This window comes from Synechocystis sp. PCC 6714 (genome assembly GCF_000478825.2).
GTDB lineage: Bacteria > Cyanobacteriota > Cyanobacteriia > Cyanobacteriales > Microcystaceae > Synechocystis.
Window position 1 is genome coordinate 3182631 of the sequence record NZ_CP007542.1, and the last position, 17680, is coordinate 3200310.

Below are 17680 nucleotides of genomic sequence, written 5' to 3' on the forward strand. Positions count from 1 at the left end.
TTGTCGTTATTTAATACTGATATTTTCTACCACTTTAAGAGATTAAATTGTTCCATATCCGTTGTTTCCCGATTCCGGTAAATGGCCAGCACGATGGCCAGACCCACAGCGGCTTCAGCGGCGGCAATGGTGATGACAAAAATCGCAAACACCTGGCCCCGAATGTTGCTGGGATCAAGATAGTTGGAAAAACCCATTAAGTTGAGATTAACTGCGTTGAGTAGTAGTTCAATGGACATCAAAACCCGCACCGCATTACGGCTAGTGATCAAACCATAGATGCCAATACAAAATAGGGCCGCCGCCAGGATCAAGCAATATTGGAGTTGCAAATGCATAGTTGGGTAAGGGAAATTTAACTATATTAATTAAAGCTGATGGCAAATGGTCTCAGACTGGATATTGGTTCAAAAACAAGTAATTTTAACCGAGCCAGCCCAATAGACCAGTTTGAAATAAATCTTACTAAACCAAACTGGCCAATCCTATTTAGGCGCAGAGGTTAACTCCCTGGGACGCTCCGGCAAAGTCAAAGCAGTGGCGGTTTTGTCATCCTGGGACAGTTCGGGAATCAAATCCCGACGGGCTAAAATAATCGCCCCTACCATCGCCATCAACAGCAGAACAGAAGCCAGTTCAAAGGGCAACAGATAATCACTGAAAAAGTGTTTACCAATGGAGACCAAGGTATTTTCCACAAAAGGCCCCTCCTCATTTATCTGCCAGGGGGTAATCAACACCATGGTGCTTAATAAGGCAAAGATACCCCCACAAACCAGAGCAGTGGAAAGATTCCTAAGCCAACGGCCAGGAATTTTAGAAAAATCTTCCCGTTTATTAACCAGCATGATGGCAAAAAGTATAAGTACGCTTACAGCTCCCACATAGACCAGCACCTGGGCCGCCGCCACAAAGTCAGCATTGAGCAGAATATAAATGCCGGAAATACTAAGAAATACTCCCCCGAGGAGAAAAGCAGAATAGACGATGTTGGAGAGGAGTACGACCCCTAGGGCCCCACCAATGACCAAAAAAGCCAGGATTAGGAAGGATATGTACTGAACACCTTCAGCTAAATTCACAGTGTTAATCTCCTAGGTACAGATAGTTATTGGGAAAAATTGAGCAGGAAGAGTTTATTGCAAAGATTAAAGCAGGGGGAAAATCGACAAATTTATTCTGTCTTTACCAGGTCTTCCGGATGCTGGCCTGCCCGTTGACCGCCTTTGGGTAAATCGTGGGGTTCCAACACCCCTTTAGGCAAGTAGCCCAGTTCCCGCAGGGGAGTAACCATGGGGTCTTCGGTAACTTTATAGGGTAGTCTTCCCAAAGCCACGTTGTCATAGTTCAAATCATGGCGATCGTAAGCAGCCAACTCGTACTCTTCCGTCATGGACAGGCAGTTGGTGGGGCAATACTCCACACAGTTACCGCAGAAAATGCAAACGCCAAAATCAATGCTGTAATGTTTGAGCTCCTTTTTCTTGACTGCCTTATTAAATTCCCAGTCCACTACGGGTAGGTTGATGGGGCAAACTCGCACGCAAACTTCACAGGCAATACACTTATCAAACTCAAAGTGAATTCTGCCCCGAAATCGTTCTGAAGGAATGAGCTTTTCGTAGGGATATTGCACCGTAATAGGCCGACGACTCATATGGTCAAAGGTAACTGCTAACCCCTGACCAATATACTTAGCCGCTTGGAAGCTCTCTTTGGCGTAATCGCCCACCTGTTTGAGAATGTTGTTAAACATAGCTTTGAGATAAGGAAATGATTAAAGGCTCAGTAAATTGTTAAGTCAGAAAAGTTAGAGGTCGGGGTTAGAAAAAGTTGTAGTAAAATCCCAGCAAACTTTGAATTGTTTCAAAGGACTTAACCGCCAAAGGCCATGGGAAAAGTCAATTTCAACCCGGCCGTAATCAAAAGGTTGGCCAGGGCAACAGGCAGTAAAAATTTCCAACCCAGGTTTAACAACTGGTCAATACGCACCCTGGGCACTGTCCAACGGAGCAGAATGGCAATGAAGATAAGGAAATATGATTTCAGCACGGTCATGGTGATGCCCAAGGCGGCCATCAATACCTGTAACCAAGAAGTCGTGGGGGCAACTCCCAGCCAATCGGCCACATTTTCCAAGGGAACGGGAAAGTCCCAGCCTCCCAGGTAAAGCACAGAGAACACCAGGGCAGAAAGAACAAGGTTGACATAGGAACCAAGGTAGAACAGGGCAAATTTCATGCCAGCATATTCCGTTTGATAGCCAGCCACCAATTCTTCTTCAGCTTCCGGTAAGTCGAAGGGTAGACGCTCACATTCCGCCAGAGCCGCAATCCAAAAAATCAGAAAGCCCACCGGTTGACGCCAAATGTTCCAGCCTAGAATGCCGTATCCAGATTGTTGGTCAACAATGTCGATGGTGCTGAGGCTGTTGGACATCATCACGATCGCCAACACCGCTAGGGAAAGGGGAATTTCGTAGCTAATGGACTGGGCGGCCGCCCGGAGTCCCCCCAATAAAGAATACTTGTTATTGGAAGCGTAGCCGGACATCAACAGGCCGATGGGAGCAATGCTAGAAAGGGCAATCCAAAGGAAAATACCAACGTTAATGTCGGTGATGACCAAGTTCTGCCCAAAGGGAACGATCAAATAGGACAAGAACACCGGCAACACCACTAGCACCGGGCCGAGGGTGAACAACCAGGGATCAGCCTTGGCCGGCACCACATCTTCTTTGAAGACCAGCTTAATGCCGTCAGCCACCGGCTGTAATACCCCCAACGGGCCAGCATATTCCGGGCCAATCCTTTGTTGGGCAGCGGCGGAAATCTTTCTTTCCAGCCATACCACCACCAACACCCCCACCGTGGCCCCAATAATCATCAAAATCGAGGGTAGGGGAATCCAAAACAGCTTAGCCAGTCCTGGGGGGAGGCCGAAACCTTGCAGCGATTGGAGAAAACTATTCTGAAGATCAATGCCTGAAGTCATGGTGCCGTCCGCTGGGAGGGTTGAAATGATTAACCGAGCTTGGGGCTCAGCAAGCTTGCCGATTATTGTAATGAAATTTACCTGCTTAGTATAGTCCCAATGATTTTGATGATTACGATTAAAAATCTTGAAGCGTTCTTTTGTATTTAGCTCAAAGGGAGAGTTATTTCCCCAAAGCAATTTAAATTGAAGCTGAAATTACCTGGGTCTAATGTAAATTTTGTATTGCCTACCTATCGGAATGGAGAGAGATTTCAAAAACCATTCTTTTGGGTACGTAGCTTTTCTGCTAGTCTTGGCGATCGCCGCATATACTTCCTCAAGATCTAATATTGCTTGATTATAAAAACCATAGAGTTGCTGTAACCATGGATCGCCGGGTTAAATTAATGTCGGTTGAGTCGTTCCAGTAAACTATCAAGAAACACTTCTCCATTAATTACTTGATCTGCTGCAATTCAAGCTAATCTTACTTCAATCTGTTTACTTAGTTTACTAAATCTTTGTTGACGTTGTCGAAGCAACTTTAAGCCTGCCAAAACCAAATCATCTGCACATCGAAATTGACCATCTGCTGGATATTAATTAATACATTGCTCAGTTTAGTAGTTTAAGGATAGATCTATGATGTTTTTTGCCCATCGGTGAATTTATAATTTATCATCACGCAAAAGGTCTTAAATTTACAAGGACGAGAAGTTCTAAAAATCCGGGATAACAAAGGCACAATCACCATTTGGTCCACTGTAAATATTTGTCATCCTATTAATTATAGAACTGTAATTATCAGAACATTTTTGATATCCTAGTGTTCCACCATCTGTCATTCCAAATATTTCATATGGAGAATATTCACCTCCCATGAAGAAGCTAACATATCCCGTACCACTACAAGATTTTAAAATACGGTTAGCATGATTTTTTAATAAAACAGTGGAGTTGATGATATTTTCTCGTTCCCGTTTGCTACTTGAATTTATAATCATAAAGATAGAATTCTTTCTTCTTTGATTTTCAAGAGGATTCATTTCTTCTCCACGAATTTGTAACGCTACACTTGTTCCCTTTTTCCTCATCTCTTTGGCCACAGCGTCCACCGTATCCTGACAGGAAGCCTGGGCATTGACTGGTTTCGTCACAACTCCCCAGAAAAGGGAACTGAACGCAGCAAAGCAAGTTAGGGCAGTTATTCTTTGCATTTATGGAACTAAGGTATTTTTTATAGAATAAATCTACCATAGCTCTAGATTTGACAACTGGGACGGGAAGATTGTTAAAGAACTCTGAAGAATTTGCTTGGGGCTTGCCACCAGTTTGGAGAATTGCCTTACCCTGTAGGGGAATTGCAATTTTTCTCGTTGTCCGAAGAGATAGAGGTTCGCTGTGAAAATTCCTGGTAGTATCGTCACCCTTCTCGTCGGTGTCCTGATCACAATTATTAGCCTCTGGTATGGGCAAAACCATGGGCTGATGCCTGTCGCTGCCTCCACCGATGCCAAGGAAGTGGATGGCATTTTCAATTACATGATGACCATTGCCACCGGCCTATTCCTGCTGGTGGAAGGGGTGTTGGTTTACTGTCTGATCCGTTTTCGCCGTCGCAAAGGCGATCGAACCGATGGCCCACCGGTGGAGGGGAATGTGCCTCTAGAAATCCTCTGGACTGCTATCCCCACGGTGATTGTTTTTACTTTGGCAGTGTACAGCTTTGAGGTTTACAACAACCTAGGCGGTTTAGACCCAACTATTTCCAGGGATAATGCCGGTCAACAAATGGCCCATAATCACATGGGACATATGGGCGGTATGGGCAACATGGTGGCCATGGCAGGGCAAGATGATGTGGCCCTAGGCATTGGTCTAGATAGCCAAGAACAGGGAGTCAAACCCTTGATGGTGGATGTGAAGGGAATTCAGTACGCTTGGATTTTTACCTATCCCGAAACGGGTATTATTTCCGGGGAATTGCACGCCCCCATTGATCGGCCGGTGCAGTTGAATATGGAAGCAGGGGATGTGATCCATGCTTTTTGGATTCCCCAGTTGCGACTAAAGCAGGATGTGATTCCAGGGCGGGGCAGTACTTTGGTCTTTAATGCCAGTACCCCCGGGCAGTATCCGGTTATTTGTGCTGAGTTGTGCGGTGCTTACCACGGCGGTATGAAATCGGTGTTTTATGCCCATACCCCTGAAGAGTATGACAGTTGGGTGGCGGCCAATGCTCCGGCTCCCACAGAATCAGTGGCCTTAGCTTTGCCCAAAGCAACCAGCTCCATGACCGAGGGGGAATATCTGGCTCCCTACGCGGAGGAAATGGGAGTGGAAGCTACGGTTCTGGCGCAGTTAAAAGATCATGCTGCTACGGGGGATCTGCTCTGACATCCATAGGTTAATGCTCCTTTTTACGGCGATCGCCAATGGATATCTTTTTTGATTAATCTTGATTAATTTAGTGGATTTTGCTTTAAAACTGCCTAAATTTTGACCAATCTTGTAGAAAACTTTTTATGACTATTGCCGCTGAAAACCTAACGGCTAATCATCCCCGCCGCAAATGGACGGATTACTTCACGTTCTGCGTCGACCATAAGGTGATTGGCATTCAATATCTGGTGAGCTCCTTTGTTTTCTTTTTTGTTGGTGGAGCCTTTGCCGAAGTGATGCGGACGGAGTTGGCCACCCCCGATCCCGATGTGGTGCCGCCGGAACTCTATAACCAACTGATGACCCTCCACGGCACGATCATGATCTTTTTATGGATTGTGCCCGCCGGGGCCGCCTTTGCCAATTACCTCATCCCCCTCATGGTGGGAACAGAAGATATGGCATTCCCCCGCCTCAATGCGGTGGCGTTTTGGTTAACACCGCCGGGGGGCATTTTATTAATTTCTAGCTTTTTTGTGGGGGCACCCCAAGCTGGTTGGACTTCCTATCCGCCCTTGAGTTTGCTCAGTGGTAAATGGGGCGAAGAACTCTGGATTTTGAGTTTGTTGCTAGTGGGCACTTCCTCCATTTTGGGGGCCATTAATTTTGTCACCACCATTCTGAAAATGCGAATCAAGGATATGGATTTACACAGTATGCCCCTCTTTTGTTGGGCAATGCTGGCCACTTCTTCCCTGATTCTGCTTTCCACTCCAGTGTTGGCGGCGGCCTTAATTCTCCTTTCCTTCGATCTCATTGCCGGGACAAGTTTCTTTAACCCTGCCGGGGGCGGCGATCCAGTGGTATACCAGCATTTGTTCTGGTTTTACTCCCATCCCGCCGTTTACATCATGATTCTGCCCTTTTTTGGCGTAATTTCAGAAGTTATCCCCGTCCATGCCCGCAAACCCATCTTCGGCTACCGGGCGATCGCCTATTCCAGTTTGGCCATTAGTTTCCTGGGATTAATCGTTTGGGCCCACCACATGTTCACCAGTGGAACTCCCGGCTGGTTGCGAATGTTCTTCATGGCCACCACCATGTTGATCGCAGTGCCTACGGGGATCAAAATTTTCAGTTGGTGCGGCACTCTCTGGGGCGGCAAAATCCAACTTAACTCCGCCATGCTGTTTGCCTTTGGGTTTTTGTCCAGCTTTATGATCGGTGGTTTAACCGGGGTAATGGTGGCTTCTGTACCCTTTGATATTCATGTCCACGATACCTATTTTGTGGTGGGGCATTTCCATTATGTGCTCTTTGGGGGCAGTGCTTTTGCTCTATTTTCTGGGGTTTACCATTGGTTTCCCAAAATGACGGGGCGCATGGTCAATGAACCCCTGGGTCGGCTCCACTTTATCCTCACTTTCATCGGCATGAATTTGACCTTTATGCCCATGCACGAACTGGGACTGATGGGTATGAACCGCCGCATTGCCCTTTATGACATTGAATTTCAACCCTTAAATATCCTTAGTACCATTGGGGCCTATACCCTAGCTGTATCAACTTTTCCCTTTGTGATTAACGTTTTCTGGAGTTTGTTTAAAGGAGAAAAAGCTGCCCGTAACCCCTGGCGAGCCCTAACTTTAGAATGGCAAACTGCTTCCCCGCCGATCATCGAAAATTTTGAGGAAGAACCGGTGCTCTGGTGCGGACCCTACGATTTCGGTATTGACACAGAATTGGTAGACGAAGAAGAAACTGTCCAAACTTTAATTGCCGATGCGGCAGGAAGTTAACTGTTAGAACCTAGCTCCCCACCTTTGGGGAGAATTGCCCTAATGCCAGAAATTTTTAGCAGAGAAAAATCTTGCCCTCAGTTCTTGAAGTCAATTAAAAGTTGCCCACAATTTAGCAATTTTATCCATTACCATTCCCATGCAAACCTCTGCCCTTAGCTCCGATTTAAACAGCACCTATACGTCTGGGGAAACCCATAGCCACCACGGCCATCCTGATTTACGGATGTTTGGAGTGGTACTGTTCTTGGTGGCGGAAAGTGCCATTTTTCTTGGTCTATTCACTGCTTATTTGATTTACCGCAGTGTGATGCCTGCCTGGCCTCCGGAAGGTACGCCGGAGTTGGAACTACTCCTACCTGGAATTAACAGCGTGATCCTAATTTCCAGCAGTTTTGTTATGCACAAAGGGCAGGCTGCTATCCGCAATAATGACAATGCTGGTTTGCAAAAATGGTTTGGTCTCACCGCCATTATGGGTATTATCTTTCTGGCCGGCCAGATGTATGAATATTTCCATTTGGAAATGGGTTTGACCACCAATTTATTTGCCAGTTGTTTCTATGTACTTACTGGTTTCCACGGTCTCCACGTCACTTTTGGGCTGATGTTAATTCTCTCAGTCCTCTGGCGATCGCGCCGAGTTGGACATTACTCCAGTAATTCCCATTTTGGGGTGGAAGCCGCGGAATTGTATTGGCATTTCGTCGATGTAATTTGGATTATTCTTTTTATCTTGGTTTATCTACTCTGATCCTGATTTAGTTTCGGTGGGGTTAAAACTGCCCCGGGGAAGGGTTGATTTCGTGGCATGATGGAGAATCGGGCTAGCATGGCCCAGCTTTTTTATCGCCTGAAGTCAAATAATCAAGAAAGTTCTTGACCACTACCATGAGTTTACTGGAAATCACCGACGCTGAATTTGAGCAGGAAACCCAAGGGCAAACTAAGCCTGTGTTGGTCTATTTTTGGGCCGCTTGGTGTGGGCCCTGTCGGTTGATGGCCCCGGCTATCCAGGCGATCGCCAAGGAATATGGTGATAATCTCAAGGTGCTGAAGCTGGAAGTAGACCCTAATCCCGCCGCCGTGGCCCAATGTAAAGTAGAAGGGGTGCCTGCCCTGCGTTTGTTCAAAAACAATGAACTGGTAATGACCCACGAAGGGGCGATCGCCAAGCCCAAGTTGTTGGAGTTACTGAAACAGGAATTGGATTTTATCTAGAAATTTAAGCCATCAATCCATATAGTTTTAGTACTGATTTGCTAAATCCTTGTAAAAACTAGTAAGCAATAACCCTTTGTCCAACGCTCAAATTTTCTTTCCGCCATGGCCGCCGCAATTAAACCCTTTTATTTCGACATCAACGACGAGGAAATCGAATTTTTCCTAGAGCAAGCAAGACAAATTCTCAAGTCGGGTACCCTGATTTTGGGGAGTCATACCAGGGAATTTGAAACAGCATTTGCAGAGTTTGTTGGTACTAAACACGCCATCTCAGTTAATAGCGGTACCTCTGGGTTGGAAATCCTTCTGCGGTTGAAACAAGCGGAAAATACCACCGTTCTTGTACCCACTAACACAAATTTTGCCACCGTTGCTTCTGTGTTGCGGGTGAACAGTGACGTGCAATATTTGGACATGGACCCCAAAACCTTTGCCCCTTCCCTGGCTATGGTCAAGGAAGCGGTGGAGGGTAAAAGTTACCAGAAGCCTTTATCCGGCCTTTTTTGGGTGCATATCGGCGGTGTAATTTCCCCAGAATTCCCCGCAGTGGTGGAATATTGCCATGGCAAAGGCCTCTACGTTTGGGAGGATACGGCCCACGCCCACGGCAGCCAGCTCCAGGGTAAACAAGCGGGCAACTTAGCCGATGGTGCCTCTTTTTCCTTTTTTCCCACTAAGGTAATGACCACTTTTGAAGGGGGCATGGTCACCCTCAACGATGACGAAGAGGATGCCATCGCTCGTTCATTGCGAAACCAGGGTAAGCGGGGCATGAATTTTGGTGGTCTCCACACGGACTTTGGTAACAGTACCCGCATGACGGAAATCCATGCCTTGCTGGGACAGATTCATCTGGCCAAGTTAACGAAGATGTTGGCCACCAGGCAAACAGCCTACGACTTAATTACAGCTCCCCTGATGGAAGCAGGTATTGAATTTGTTTCCACCGACCACATGGACAGGGCTAGTCAGTACAAATTAATGGTGTTACTGCCGGAAGGCAAAACCCCAGCCCAAATGAAAGACGCTCTAGGGGCGGAAGAAATTTATTTGGGGGGCACTGTTTACGAAATCCCCTGTCATTTACAACCGGTATTTAAGAACGTTTGTGCGGGGCAATCTTTTCCTAATGCAGAAACCTGGTGTCCCCGCCACATCTGTCCCCCTTTAACTTCCGGTACCACCCCAGAGGAAGCGGCCCGGGTAGGGGAAGCCTTAGTGCGTCATTTGCTATCCTAAGTTTCTAATTTGGAAATATTCTGACCTGATTCTAACTGGCGATCGCTTCTACCTCTTCCATTTCTTTGCCCCTTAATAAACTGGAAATTTCGTCGGTGTACTGAAAAAATTGCGGCTCCCGTTTAATTTTATAGGTGCGATTTTTCGGAGTTTCCTCATCCCCCGGCAGATTAATGGTTAATTCCCGTTGAATGGTGCCAGGGCGGGAACTCAACACATAAACCCGTTGGGCGAGAAATACGGCTTCCTCTACGTCGTGGGTAATCATCAAAATACTGCATTGCAATCTCTGCCAAATATCAATCAGATATTCGTGCATCCTTTCTTTGGTTTGAATATCCAACGCCCCAAAGGGTTCATCCATTAGCAACACCTTAGGATGACAGGCTAAAGATCTGGCGATCGCCACCCGTTGTTTCATGCCACCGGACAATTCCCGGGGATAAGCATCCGCAAAATTAATTAACCCCACCACATCTAAATAGTAACTAGCCGTGTCAAAGCGTTCCTTTTGGGAGCAACCTTGGAGCTTGAGGCCAAATTCCACATTTTGCCGCACTGTCATCCAGGGAAATAGACTGTAATGTTGAAAAACCATGCCCCGGTCAGCCCCCGGGCCGTCAACAATTTCTCCATCGACGCTAATGGTACCGGAAGTGGGCGTATCTAAACCTGCAATTAACCGTAGTAATGTTGATTTACCGGAGCCGGAAGCCCCCACTGCACAAACAAATTCCCCGGTTTCTATGTGCATATTGATGTCCTGCAAGGCCACCACAGAACCGCGTTTACCGACAAAGACCTTGTTTAAGTTAAGTATTTCTAAATGCATAATTTTTCCTTGTTTTTAACGTTCGCTAATACGGTGTTATGACTTTATATCAAACACTGTAAATACCTTAAATAATCAGCATTAAAACCACTTCGTAATTTCCAGAAAGGTAGCTTATCTGCCACTGTTACTTTTTGCGATTAATAATTCATTGTTCCACCGACCATCGGCAAGTCAACCGTAAAACTAGCCGAAAAGATAAATCAAGGGCAAAACCAATGAGTCCCAAAATAATTAAACAAGCAAAAATCTCATCGGTTTTCAAAAATTTCTGAGCTAGTAGGATTCGTTTACCCAAACCGTTATCCGCCGCCACCAGTTCCGCCACCACCACTAGGTTCCAAGCTGCCGCCATATTAATGCGAAAAGCATCAAGGATATTAGGGATAATATAGGGGGTAATAACTTTAAACAAAACTTGTTTTCTTAAACCTCCCAAGGTGTAGGTAACTTCAATTAATTCCTTGGGAATAAACTTAACCGCATCCATAATCATTAGGGTATTAAAGAAAATTGTCCCAATGAAAATCAACGCGACTTTGGAAGCCTCATCAATACCCAAATAAATAATAAGTAGGGGAATAAAAGCCGGTGCTGGCATATAACGCACCACCCCAATTACCGGTTCTGTTAAACTGCGAATGCTGGGGAAAGTGCCCATCAAAATCCCCAGGGGAATGGCCACCAAGCCCCCCAGGAAAAACCCCCCCACTACCCGAGCAAAACTAGCAAAAGCATCCTGGACCAAAACCCCCTGGGTCCACAGGCGACCAAGGGCTTGAATCACAGATAAAGGGGATGGAAGAAAAACGTCACTAACATTGGGTAGGGCTGATATCCCCGCCCAAAGCACCAGGGGAATAATGATGGAAAGACTCATCAAAGACCATTGGAGCGATTTGGGGATTTCCCCGCCAATGCGCCAGAAGGTGCTGGTTTTAAGGCTTTTTTGGTAATATTGGTTGGGTAAACTTTCGGGAGCAGCAATCATAATATTTGAGGGAATTAACTAGATATTTCAACGACCATAGCAATGGAGCAGTTAAAATATGTTTGGGTGTAAAAATAATTCCCCTCCGATTGATAAATGGAGTAATTAAATCTGACTCCAGTTAGGCTTTTTCTGCCAAAGTTTTGACAAATTGAGCATCAAGAACCTTGCTTAAATCCGGAACTTTTTTAATGAAGCCGACTTTAGTCATAAATTCGGCCATTTTCTGAGCAGCAAAGGGCATATGCGTCATACTATCTCCAGGACTAAAAGCTTCTAGGTTTTCCTCCAGAGTTAAAAAGCGAGTACCTTCTTTAAATAGTTGCAGTTCTTCTTGGCTTACCCCTGCCCGCTTGGCCATAATTTCATCGGATTTTTCAGGATTTTCCTCCATGAATTTGCGAATATCAAACCATGTATTAACTAAACCTTGAACTTGCTCCGGTTTTTCTTGGATTAATTTCTCTGTCACTACTAAAAGGTCAGGAATAGCACCGGGAAATTCGGCAGAAGTAACCAATTCTTTGGAACCGGGTCGTTTCAAAGCAGTTAGCCAGAAGGGTGGAAATGCCCCCACTGCGTCCACTTGTCCCGCCGCAAAGGCCGCCGCCGCTGCCCCAGTTTCTAAAGGTTTGATCACTACGTCATCCCTGGTCATGCCTTCCCTTTCCAGGGCCAAACTGAGTAGAAAATCGTCCACTACCCCTTCTTCGATCGCCACGGTTTTACCTTTGAGATCCTGGACAGTATTGATGTCGGCGGTAACAATAATTTTGTCGTTGCCAGCGGAGTTATCATTTACCAGTACGGCCACTTCTCCATTCACCGCTTCCCCTGCAAAGGAAATGGTGTCGTTTAAAGTTTGACTATTGCCATCCAACTGCCCTGCGGCCAAAGCCTGCATGGATTCCAAATAGCCATCAAACCACTTCATTTCCACGTTGACACCGTTTTTCGCGAACAATCCTTCCTCTTCGGCGATCGCCCAGGGCCACCAGCCAGCCCAGTTACTGTAACCAATGACAATGGGGGGCCCTTCGGGAACCGGGGCAGAGGTTTGAGACTGCTCTGGGGTTTGGGCACAACTGACAGTTAATAGTATGGTGCTACAAAAAATCAGAATTAAGGAAATTAAACTACGTCTTGGCATTGGTGTTTTCTCCGCTAATTGTTATTACCATATAAACCTAAGTTGCAGGATTTTACTGTGTTGATTTTGACCCTTTGGAAATGATTATTAAATAATTTTTAAACAGAGGCTAAAATTGGTAATTTAATTTGACTTTTAACCCAGCTAAACCAAGTATCTAAACCCTCTCCGGTTTTAGCCGAAACGGGAATAATCGCCACATGGGGGTTCATGGAACGGACGTTAGCGACTAATTTTTCTAGATCAATATCCAAATGGGGCACAAGGTCAATTTTGGTAATTAACAGACAGTCCGCCTCCTGGAACATAACCGGATATTTGAGCGGTTTATCTTCCCCTTCGGTGACGCTTAGTAAAGCGACCTTAGCATGTTCTCCCACTTCAAATTCCGCTGGGCAAACCAGATTACCCACATTTTCCACCAGCACTAAATCAAATTCGTGGGGATTATACTCTTCCTTTAAACGATGAATTCCCCCCGCTACCATTTTGGCATCCAGATGACAAGAACGACCGGTGTTAATAGCGATCACAGGACTGCCATATTGCCGCAGACGATCGGCATCTAATTCAGTGGTCATATCCCCTTCAATGACAGCCATTTTCAACTGACTTTGGAGAGCAGCTAGGGTTTTTTCTAACAGAACAGTTTTGCCTGCTCCGGGGCTACTCATAAGATTTAAACAAGTGATACCCCATTCATCAAAATGTTCTCGATTATGGTCGGCGCCAGCCTGGTTGGCATGGAGCAAGTTCAGACCGATCGCCGTGTCAATGGATTGGTGCATAGTTTCTTCGGAGTAAAAGCGGACGGGTCAGGTAAAGAAAAAAGTTTTGGTCTCGGTGGGTTAGGACTTAAGCCGGAGTGCACTGATGATGCTCAATGCGGTCAATTTTTAGCTCCCGCCCTGAACGGATATCATCCATTGGCGATCGACAGCTAGGACAGGAATACTGCAAGCCAACTTCCGGGCGATATTCTGTTTGGCAGGTGTGGCAATAGGCTACTAAAGGCACATCTTTAATAACCAATTCCACTCCCTCCAAAAAAGTGTTACGGGTTTGCACTTCGAAGGCGAACTGTAAACTCACCGGCTCCACACAGGTAAACTGCCCCACCAAAAGGTGAATTTTAGTGATTTTGGTTTTTTCAACCTGTCCATCCAACCAATCTTGGATGGTCATAATCAAGGCTTTGGTCATGTCAGTTTCATGCATTTCTGTCTCTCCCAAAGGCGATCGCCAACTATCTTTGGCGCAATAAATTCGGCCGTATATGGTTAATGGTTAGCCAAGTCAAAATTAAATTTTCACTGCCAGGGTTGATCCACTGCCATATTGGCTTCTGGATGAATATAAGCCGGTTTTTCGTTGCGGGGTAATTGTCCCGAAACCACCAGATGGGCCATGGTGTCACAAATTACCCTGGTGGCCATCAAAGAAGTCATATCGCTGATGTCGTAGGGAGGGGAAACTTCCACCACTTCCATGCCACAAACATTGGTTTCTCGAATGATACGTTTTAGTAAATACAGAGCTTCCCTGGGCAATAAACCACCGGGTTCTGGCCAGCCGGTGCCGGGGACAAAGCCCGCATCAATGCAGTCAATGTCGAAACTAATCCAAACGCAATCGGTGCCATCGGTGGCCCGGGCAATGGCAAAATCCGCCGCCGCATCCAAACCCATCTCGGTGATATCCGTGACGGTCAAAATATTGGTGGCCCGTTCCCGACAAACCTTGACTCCCTGGCGGGGTACCTGCCAGCCGCCAATGCCCAATTGGACTAAATTTTTGGCCGGGGCGTTAGCCATGTTAGTGGCATGGAACCAAGGACAGGTGTGCATCCGTTCGTCTAAATCCGTTTCCTGGGTATCCACATGGCGATCAAAATGGATAATGCCAACTTTTTTGTCCCCCAAATGACGGCAAATGCCCCGCACGGTGGGGAAACCAATGGAATGGTCACCGCCCAGAATTATTGGGAATGCCCCGGAGCTAAAAATATGGGCAATGCCTTTGGAAATTTGGTCAAAGGACTTCTCATTATTGGCAGGAATGGTGAAAATATCCCCCACGTCACAGAGGGTAATTTGCTCCCGCAGATCTACCCCCATTTCAAAGTTGTAGGGGGTGTACAAAGCAGAAATGCGGCGAATGCCCTGGGGGCCAAAACGGGTACCGGGCCGATAGGTGGTGCCGGAGTCATGGGGAACTCCCACGATCGCCACGTCGTAATTGCCTACGTTACGCACATCTTCCAGGTAGGGAGCCTTCATGAAGGTGTTAATGCCCGCATAGTGGGGTAATTCTCCCCGGGAAAAAGTGGGAATGGAGCGGTCTTTAATGCTGGCGGCGGCCTCTAAACCATAGGTCAAGCCCTGGTCCACTTCCTGTTGCCAGCCGGTCAGGGGTAAACGAGTTTCTTTGATTAGGGCTTCTTCGGCTTCGGAGGGGGGGCGAAAATCGGCGGAATTGCTCATGCTAGTTACTGGCTAAACAATAAAATTTGCCCAGGAGTTATTAATGACACCCAAGCACTGGTCATTAAAGTCTCCCGGGCTTTTGTCCCGCCGTGTAGCTAGTGGCAAAAATCTTTACAAAACCTAGCCTGTTTCTCTCGGACCAGGCATTCCCAAAAACTGGGAACCGGAACCCTAGAAACAATTCTCCCTACCCTAACCAGCTATGGTTCACTTGACTGTATTCTTTGTTACTTTTCTGGCGATCGCCAAAATTAGACTTATAAGTTCTAGATTTAGCTGGATTTTATCCCCCAGGAATCTGCGGTAATTCCAGTTGGAGGAAAAAGTCAATCTGTCGTGTCCGTACCGTAAGTGATAATTAAAGTCCAACTACTTGTTGGCAAACTTTGATTTTAAGAAACAGCCTTTTATCCTATGGAAGAAGCGGCAATCCCAGCCAATGAACAGCAGCGCTTAGCCCATCTACAGAATCTCAACATTCTCGATACGCCAAGGGAAGAAAGGTTTGACCGCGTCACTCGGATGCTGTGCCGGGTTTTAGATATGCCAGTGGCGGCTATTTCATTAGTTGATGAAAACCGACAATGGTTTAAGGCCATTCGCGGCTCAGAGCTGACTGAAATCCCCCGTCGCATTTCCTTCTGCGCCCATACTATCCTAGAGGAACGTACATTAACTATCGCCGATGCCTCAGCGGATCCCCGTTTTATCGATAATCCCCTCGTTACAGATGCGCCACACATCAGATTTTACGCAGGCCATCCCCTAAAAATGGTCAATAATATCCATGTGGGGACCCTGTGTGTCTACGATACAAAGCCCAGGGAAATATCCTCCGATGACATTCAGTTTCTAGAAGATTTAGCGATTACCGTTGCCAACGAGCTGAAGACCTACATGTTTAAGAGCTTTTTTTCGGTCTAGCAAAGTTAGTAAAGTAGCAATTCAGCACACCAGGAAATGAAGAGATGGAAGCGAAATTACCGCAAAATGAGGAACAACGCCTGACCGCTTTAAGGCAACTCAATATTCTCAATACGCCCATAGAAGAGAGATTTGAGCGTATTACCCGCATGGTTTGTCGATCCCTCAAAGTGCCCATTGCGGCCATCTCTTTGGTGGATGAATCCCGGCAGTGGTTTAAATCTATCCAAGGACTGGAGGTTTCTGAAACTAGCCGTGAAATTGCCTTTTGTGCCCATGCCATTTTGGACGATGAATTACTGTTAGTAACAGATACCACCAAAGATGAACGTTTCGCGGATAATCCCTTGGTGACCGATGAACCCTTCATCCGATTTTATGCTGGTTATCCTCTCAATTTAGGTCAAGATTTTCATGTGGGTACATTGTGCGCCATTGACCGTGTACCCCGGGATTTATCGACAGAAGAGCAAGAAGTTTTGTATGACCTCGCCAAAATGGTGGAGTCCGAGCTAGTGGCGATCGCCTTATCCCAATCTTAGATGGAGCTTATTCAGGAACTAGGTGAACTAGAAAGGGTTGCCATGCTTGATAGCCTAACCAAACTGTGGAATCGTTTGGGCATTGAAACATTACTCCAGCGGGAATGGGATTACGCCACCCGCAAAAATTCTCCCATCTCCATTGTGATAATTGATTTTGATAACTTTAAACGAATTAATGATCAATACGGCCATCTGGTGGGGGATGAGGTGCTCCAGGCTAGCTCCCGCCTAATCATGTCCACACTCCGTTCCTACGATGCACTGGGGCGATGGGGAGGGGATGAATTCATGCTTATCCTACCTGGTTGCAATCGAGAACACACTACCCTACTCCTGAAAAAGATTCAAACGGCCATCGCCAAAAGCCCGGTCATGACAGCGGTTGGCCCCCTGAAAATTAGCTTGAGCATGGGGGGAGTGAGTAAATTTGTGAGAGAAGAAGAAACCCTCAAATATTGGCTGGAACAGGCGGATAATGAGCTCATGAAGGTCAAACGCCTTGGTAAGGGTAGTTTCCTCATAGCAGAATAAATTCGCCTTGTTCTTGTTGTGAACTACTCATTTCCGCTAACGCTGAGAAATGAGCTTCCTATCCAAAGAACCGCTTTCTACTCCGAAGAATAGCGAGTCTTACATTCTGGCGATAGGCGGAAAACCCTCGTTCCGAAGGCCAAAATCACGGTTACAAAATACTTTGTATATGTCTAGCTTGATTTTCGCTATCCGTTGCTGTGTCAATACCGTCAGAGTATCAAAATCGAAGCTAAGTCGCAAGGCGCATCCCCAATCCGCTGACGCTGAGATGGGGGACTTCCGGCGACATATTACGTTAAGGTAATGGCCCAATACAGGACAGAAGCGATCGCCTTTGACGACAGAGACTGATCAACTCATCTACGCCCAAAATGCCGATAATGAGGGCGGCAAACAGGGAGCCCATTCTAGTGGCCGGTGTGGATAACAGCAGAATGGCGATCTTGATCAATATTTAGTCATACTTCGTCGCTAACGGAAGTTTTTTAAAGCAATAGTAGACAAAAAATATATCTAAACCAAGGCACAGAAATTGTTAAGATTATTTTCTTGAAGTATAATTTTCCTTAGCAACAATGTACCTTTATGAAAACTTTCT

Annotated in this window: 20 protein-coding genes and 1 riboswitch; of the genes, 8 read left to right on the forward strand and 12 right to left on the reverse strand. The window is 46.2% G+C overall.

Annotated elements, in window-relative coordinates; translation table 11 throughout:
* Positions 1–26: 26 nt before the first annotated feature.
* From nuoK to D082_RS14480, 5 genes are all read right to left on the reverse strand, one after another.
* Positions 27–332 (reverse strand): NADH-quinone oxidoreductase subunit NuoK, encoded by a 306-nt coding sequence (nuoK, locus tag D082_RS14460; protein ID WP_197525966.1) that lies wholly within the window; start codon positions 330–332, stop codon positions 27–29.
* A 153-nt stretch (positions 333–485) separates the two neighbouring features.
* Positions 486–1082: an NADH-quinone oxidoreductase subunit J gene (locus D082_RS14465; protein ID WP_028948438.1), complete on the reverse strand. Its 597-nt coding sequence runs from the start codon at positions 1080–1082 to the stop codon at positions 486–488.
* A gap of 92 nt (positions 1083–1174) precedes the next feature.
* A complete protein-coding gene (gene ndhI / locus D082_RS14470; protein ID WP_028948437.1) occupies positions 1175–1756 on the reverse strand; it encodes an NAD(P)H-quinone oxidoreductase subunit I in 582 nt (193 codons plus the stop codon).
* Between the two features lie 119 nt (positions 1757–1875).
* Positions 1876–2994, reverse strand: coding sequence for an NADH-quinone oxidoreductase subunit NuoH (nuoH, locus tag D082_RS14475; protein ID WP_028948436.1), 1119 nt, complete (start codon positions 2992–2994; stop codon positions 1876–1878).
* A gap of 701 nt (positions 2995–3695) precedes the next feature.
* Positions 3696–4133, reverse strand: coding sequence for a hypothetical protein (locus D082_RS14480; protein ID WP_144428749.1), 438 nt, complete (start codon positions 4131–4133; stop codon positions 3696–3698).
* Between the two features lie 244 nt (positions 4134–4377).
* Here D082_RS14480 and D082_RS14485 point away from each other — a divergent pair, with 244 nt between their 5' ends.
* From D082_RS14485 to D082_RS14505, 5 genes are all read left to right on the forward strand, one after another.
* Positions 4378–5373 (forward strand): cytochrome c oxidase subunit II, encoded by a 996-nt coding sequence (locus D082_RS14485; protein ID WP_028948434.1) that lies wholly within the window; start codon positions 4378–4380, stop codon positions 5371–5373.
* 128 nt (positions 5374–5501) lie between these two features.
* On the forward strand, positions 5502–7157 hold the full coding sequence (ctaD, locus tag D082_RS14490; RefSeq protein WP_028948433.1) for a cytochrome c oxidase subunit I: 1656 nt from the start codon (positions 5502–5504) through the stop codon (positions 7155–7157).
* 118 nt (positions 7158–7275) lie between these two features.
* A complete protein-coding gene (locus D082_RS14495; RefSeq protein WP_071880834.1) occupies positions 7276–7911 on the forward strand; it encodes a heme-copper oxidase subunit III in 636 nt (211 codons plus the stop codon).
* Between the two features lie 137 nt (positions 7912–8048).
* Positions 8049–8378: a co-chaperone YbbN gene (locus D082_RS14500; protein WP_028948431.1), complete on the forward strand. Its 330-nt coding sequence runs from the start codon at positions 8049–8051 to the stop codon at positions 8376–8378.
* Between the two features lie 105 nt (positions 8379–8483).
* Positions 8484–9620, forward strand: a complete 1137-nt coding sequence (locus D082_RS14505; protein WP_028948430.1) for a DegT/DnrJ/EryC1/StrS family aminotransferase — start codon at positions 8484–8486, stop codon at positions 9618–9620.
* Positions 9621–9651: 31 nt separating this feature from the next.
* On the opposite strand, the gene D082_RS14510 is transcribed toward D082_RS14505, so the two are convergent.
* The 6 genes from D082_RS14510 to speB form a co-directional block, all read right to left on the reverse strand.
* On the reverse strand, positions 9652–10452 hold the full coding sequence (locus D082_RS14510; protein ID WP_028948429.1) for an ABC transporter ATP-binding protein: 801 nt from the start codon (positions 10450–10452) through the stop codon (positions 9652–9654).
* A 148-nt stretch (positions 10453–10600) separates the two neighbouring features.
* Positions 10601–11443, reverse strand: coding sequence for an ABC transporter permease (locus tag D082_RS14515; RefSeq protein ID WP_028948428.1), 843 nt, complete (start codon positions 11441–11443; stop codon positions 10601–10603).
* Positions 11444–11564: 121 nt separating this feature from the next.
* A complete protein-coding gene (locus D082_RS14520; protein ID WP_028948427.1) occupies positions 11565–12593 on the reverse strand; it encodes an aliphatic sulfonate ABC transporter substrate-binding protein in 1029 nt (342 codons plus the stop codon).
* Between the two features lie 98 nt (positions 12594–12691).
* On the reverse strand, positions 12692–13381 hold the full coding sequence (gene hypB, locus D082_RS14525; protein ID WP_051738892.1) for a hydrogenase nickel incorporation protein HypB: 690 nt from the start codon (positions 13379–13381) through the stop codon (positions 12692–12694).
* 67 nt (positions 13382–13448) lie between these two features.
* Positions 13449–13811, reverse strand: a complete 363-nt coding sequence (gene hypA / locus D082_RS14530) for a hydrogenase maturation nickel metallochaperone HypA (protein WP_028948426.1) — start codon at positions 13809–13811, stop codon at positions 13449–13451.
* Between the two features lie 92 nt (positions 13812–13903).
* On the reverse strand, positions 13904–15076 hold the full coding sequence (speB, locus tag D082_RS14535; RefSeq protein WP_028948425.1) for an agmatinase: 1173 nt from the start codon (positions 15074–15076) through the stop codon (positions 13904–13906).
* Positions 15077–15145: 69 nt separating this feature from the next.
* Positions 15146–15265: riboswitch (guanidine-I (ykkC/yxkD leader) on the reverse strand.
* Positions 15266–15493: 228 nt separating this feature from the next.
* On the opposite strand from speB, the gene D082_RS14540 reads away from it, so the two are divergent.
* From D082_RS14540 to D082_RS14550, 3 genes are read left to right on the forward strand one after another with little or no spacing between them, the layout of a single operon-like run.
* A complete protein-coding gene (locus D082_RS14540; RefSeq protein WP_028948424.1) occupies positions 15494–16003 on the forward strand; it encodes a GAF domain-containing protein in 510 nt (169 codons plus the stop codon).
* 44 nt (positions 16004–16047) lie between these two features.
* Positions 16048–16545: a GAF domain-containing protein gene (locus D082_RS14545; RefSeq protein WP_038531062.1), complete on the forward strand. Its 498-nt coding sequence runs from the start codon at positions 16048–16050 to the stop codon at positions 16543–16545.
* Complete coding sequence (locus D082_RS14550; protein ID WP_038531065.1) at positions 16546–17079, forward strand: diguanylate cyclase; 534 nt, start codon at positions 16546–16548, stop codon at positions 17077–17079.
* 298 nt (positions 17080–17377) lie between these two features.
* Here D082_RS14550 and D082_RS18630 read toward each other — a convergent pair whose 3' ends face one another.
* Positions 17378–17533, reverse strand: a complete 156-nt coding sequence (locus D082_RS18630; protein ID WP_158506520.1) for a hypothetical protein — start codon at positions 17531–17533, stop codon at positions 17378–17380.
* Positions 17534–17680 lie beyond the last annotated feature (147 nt).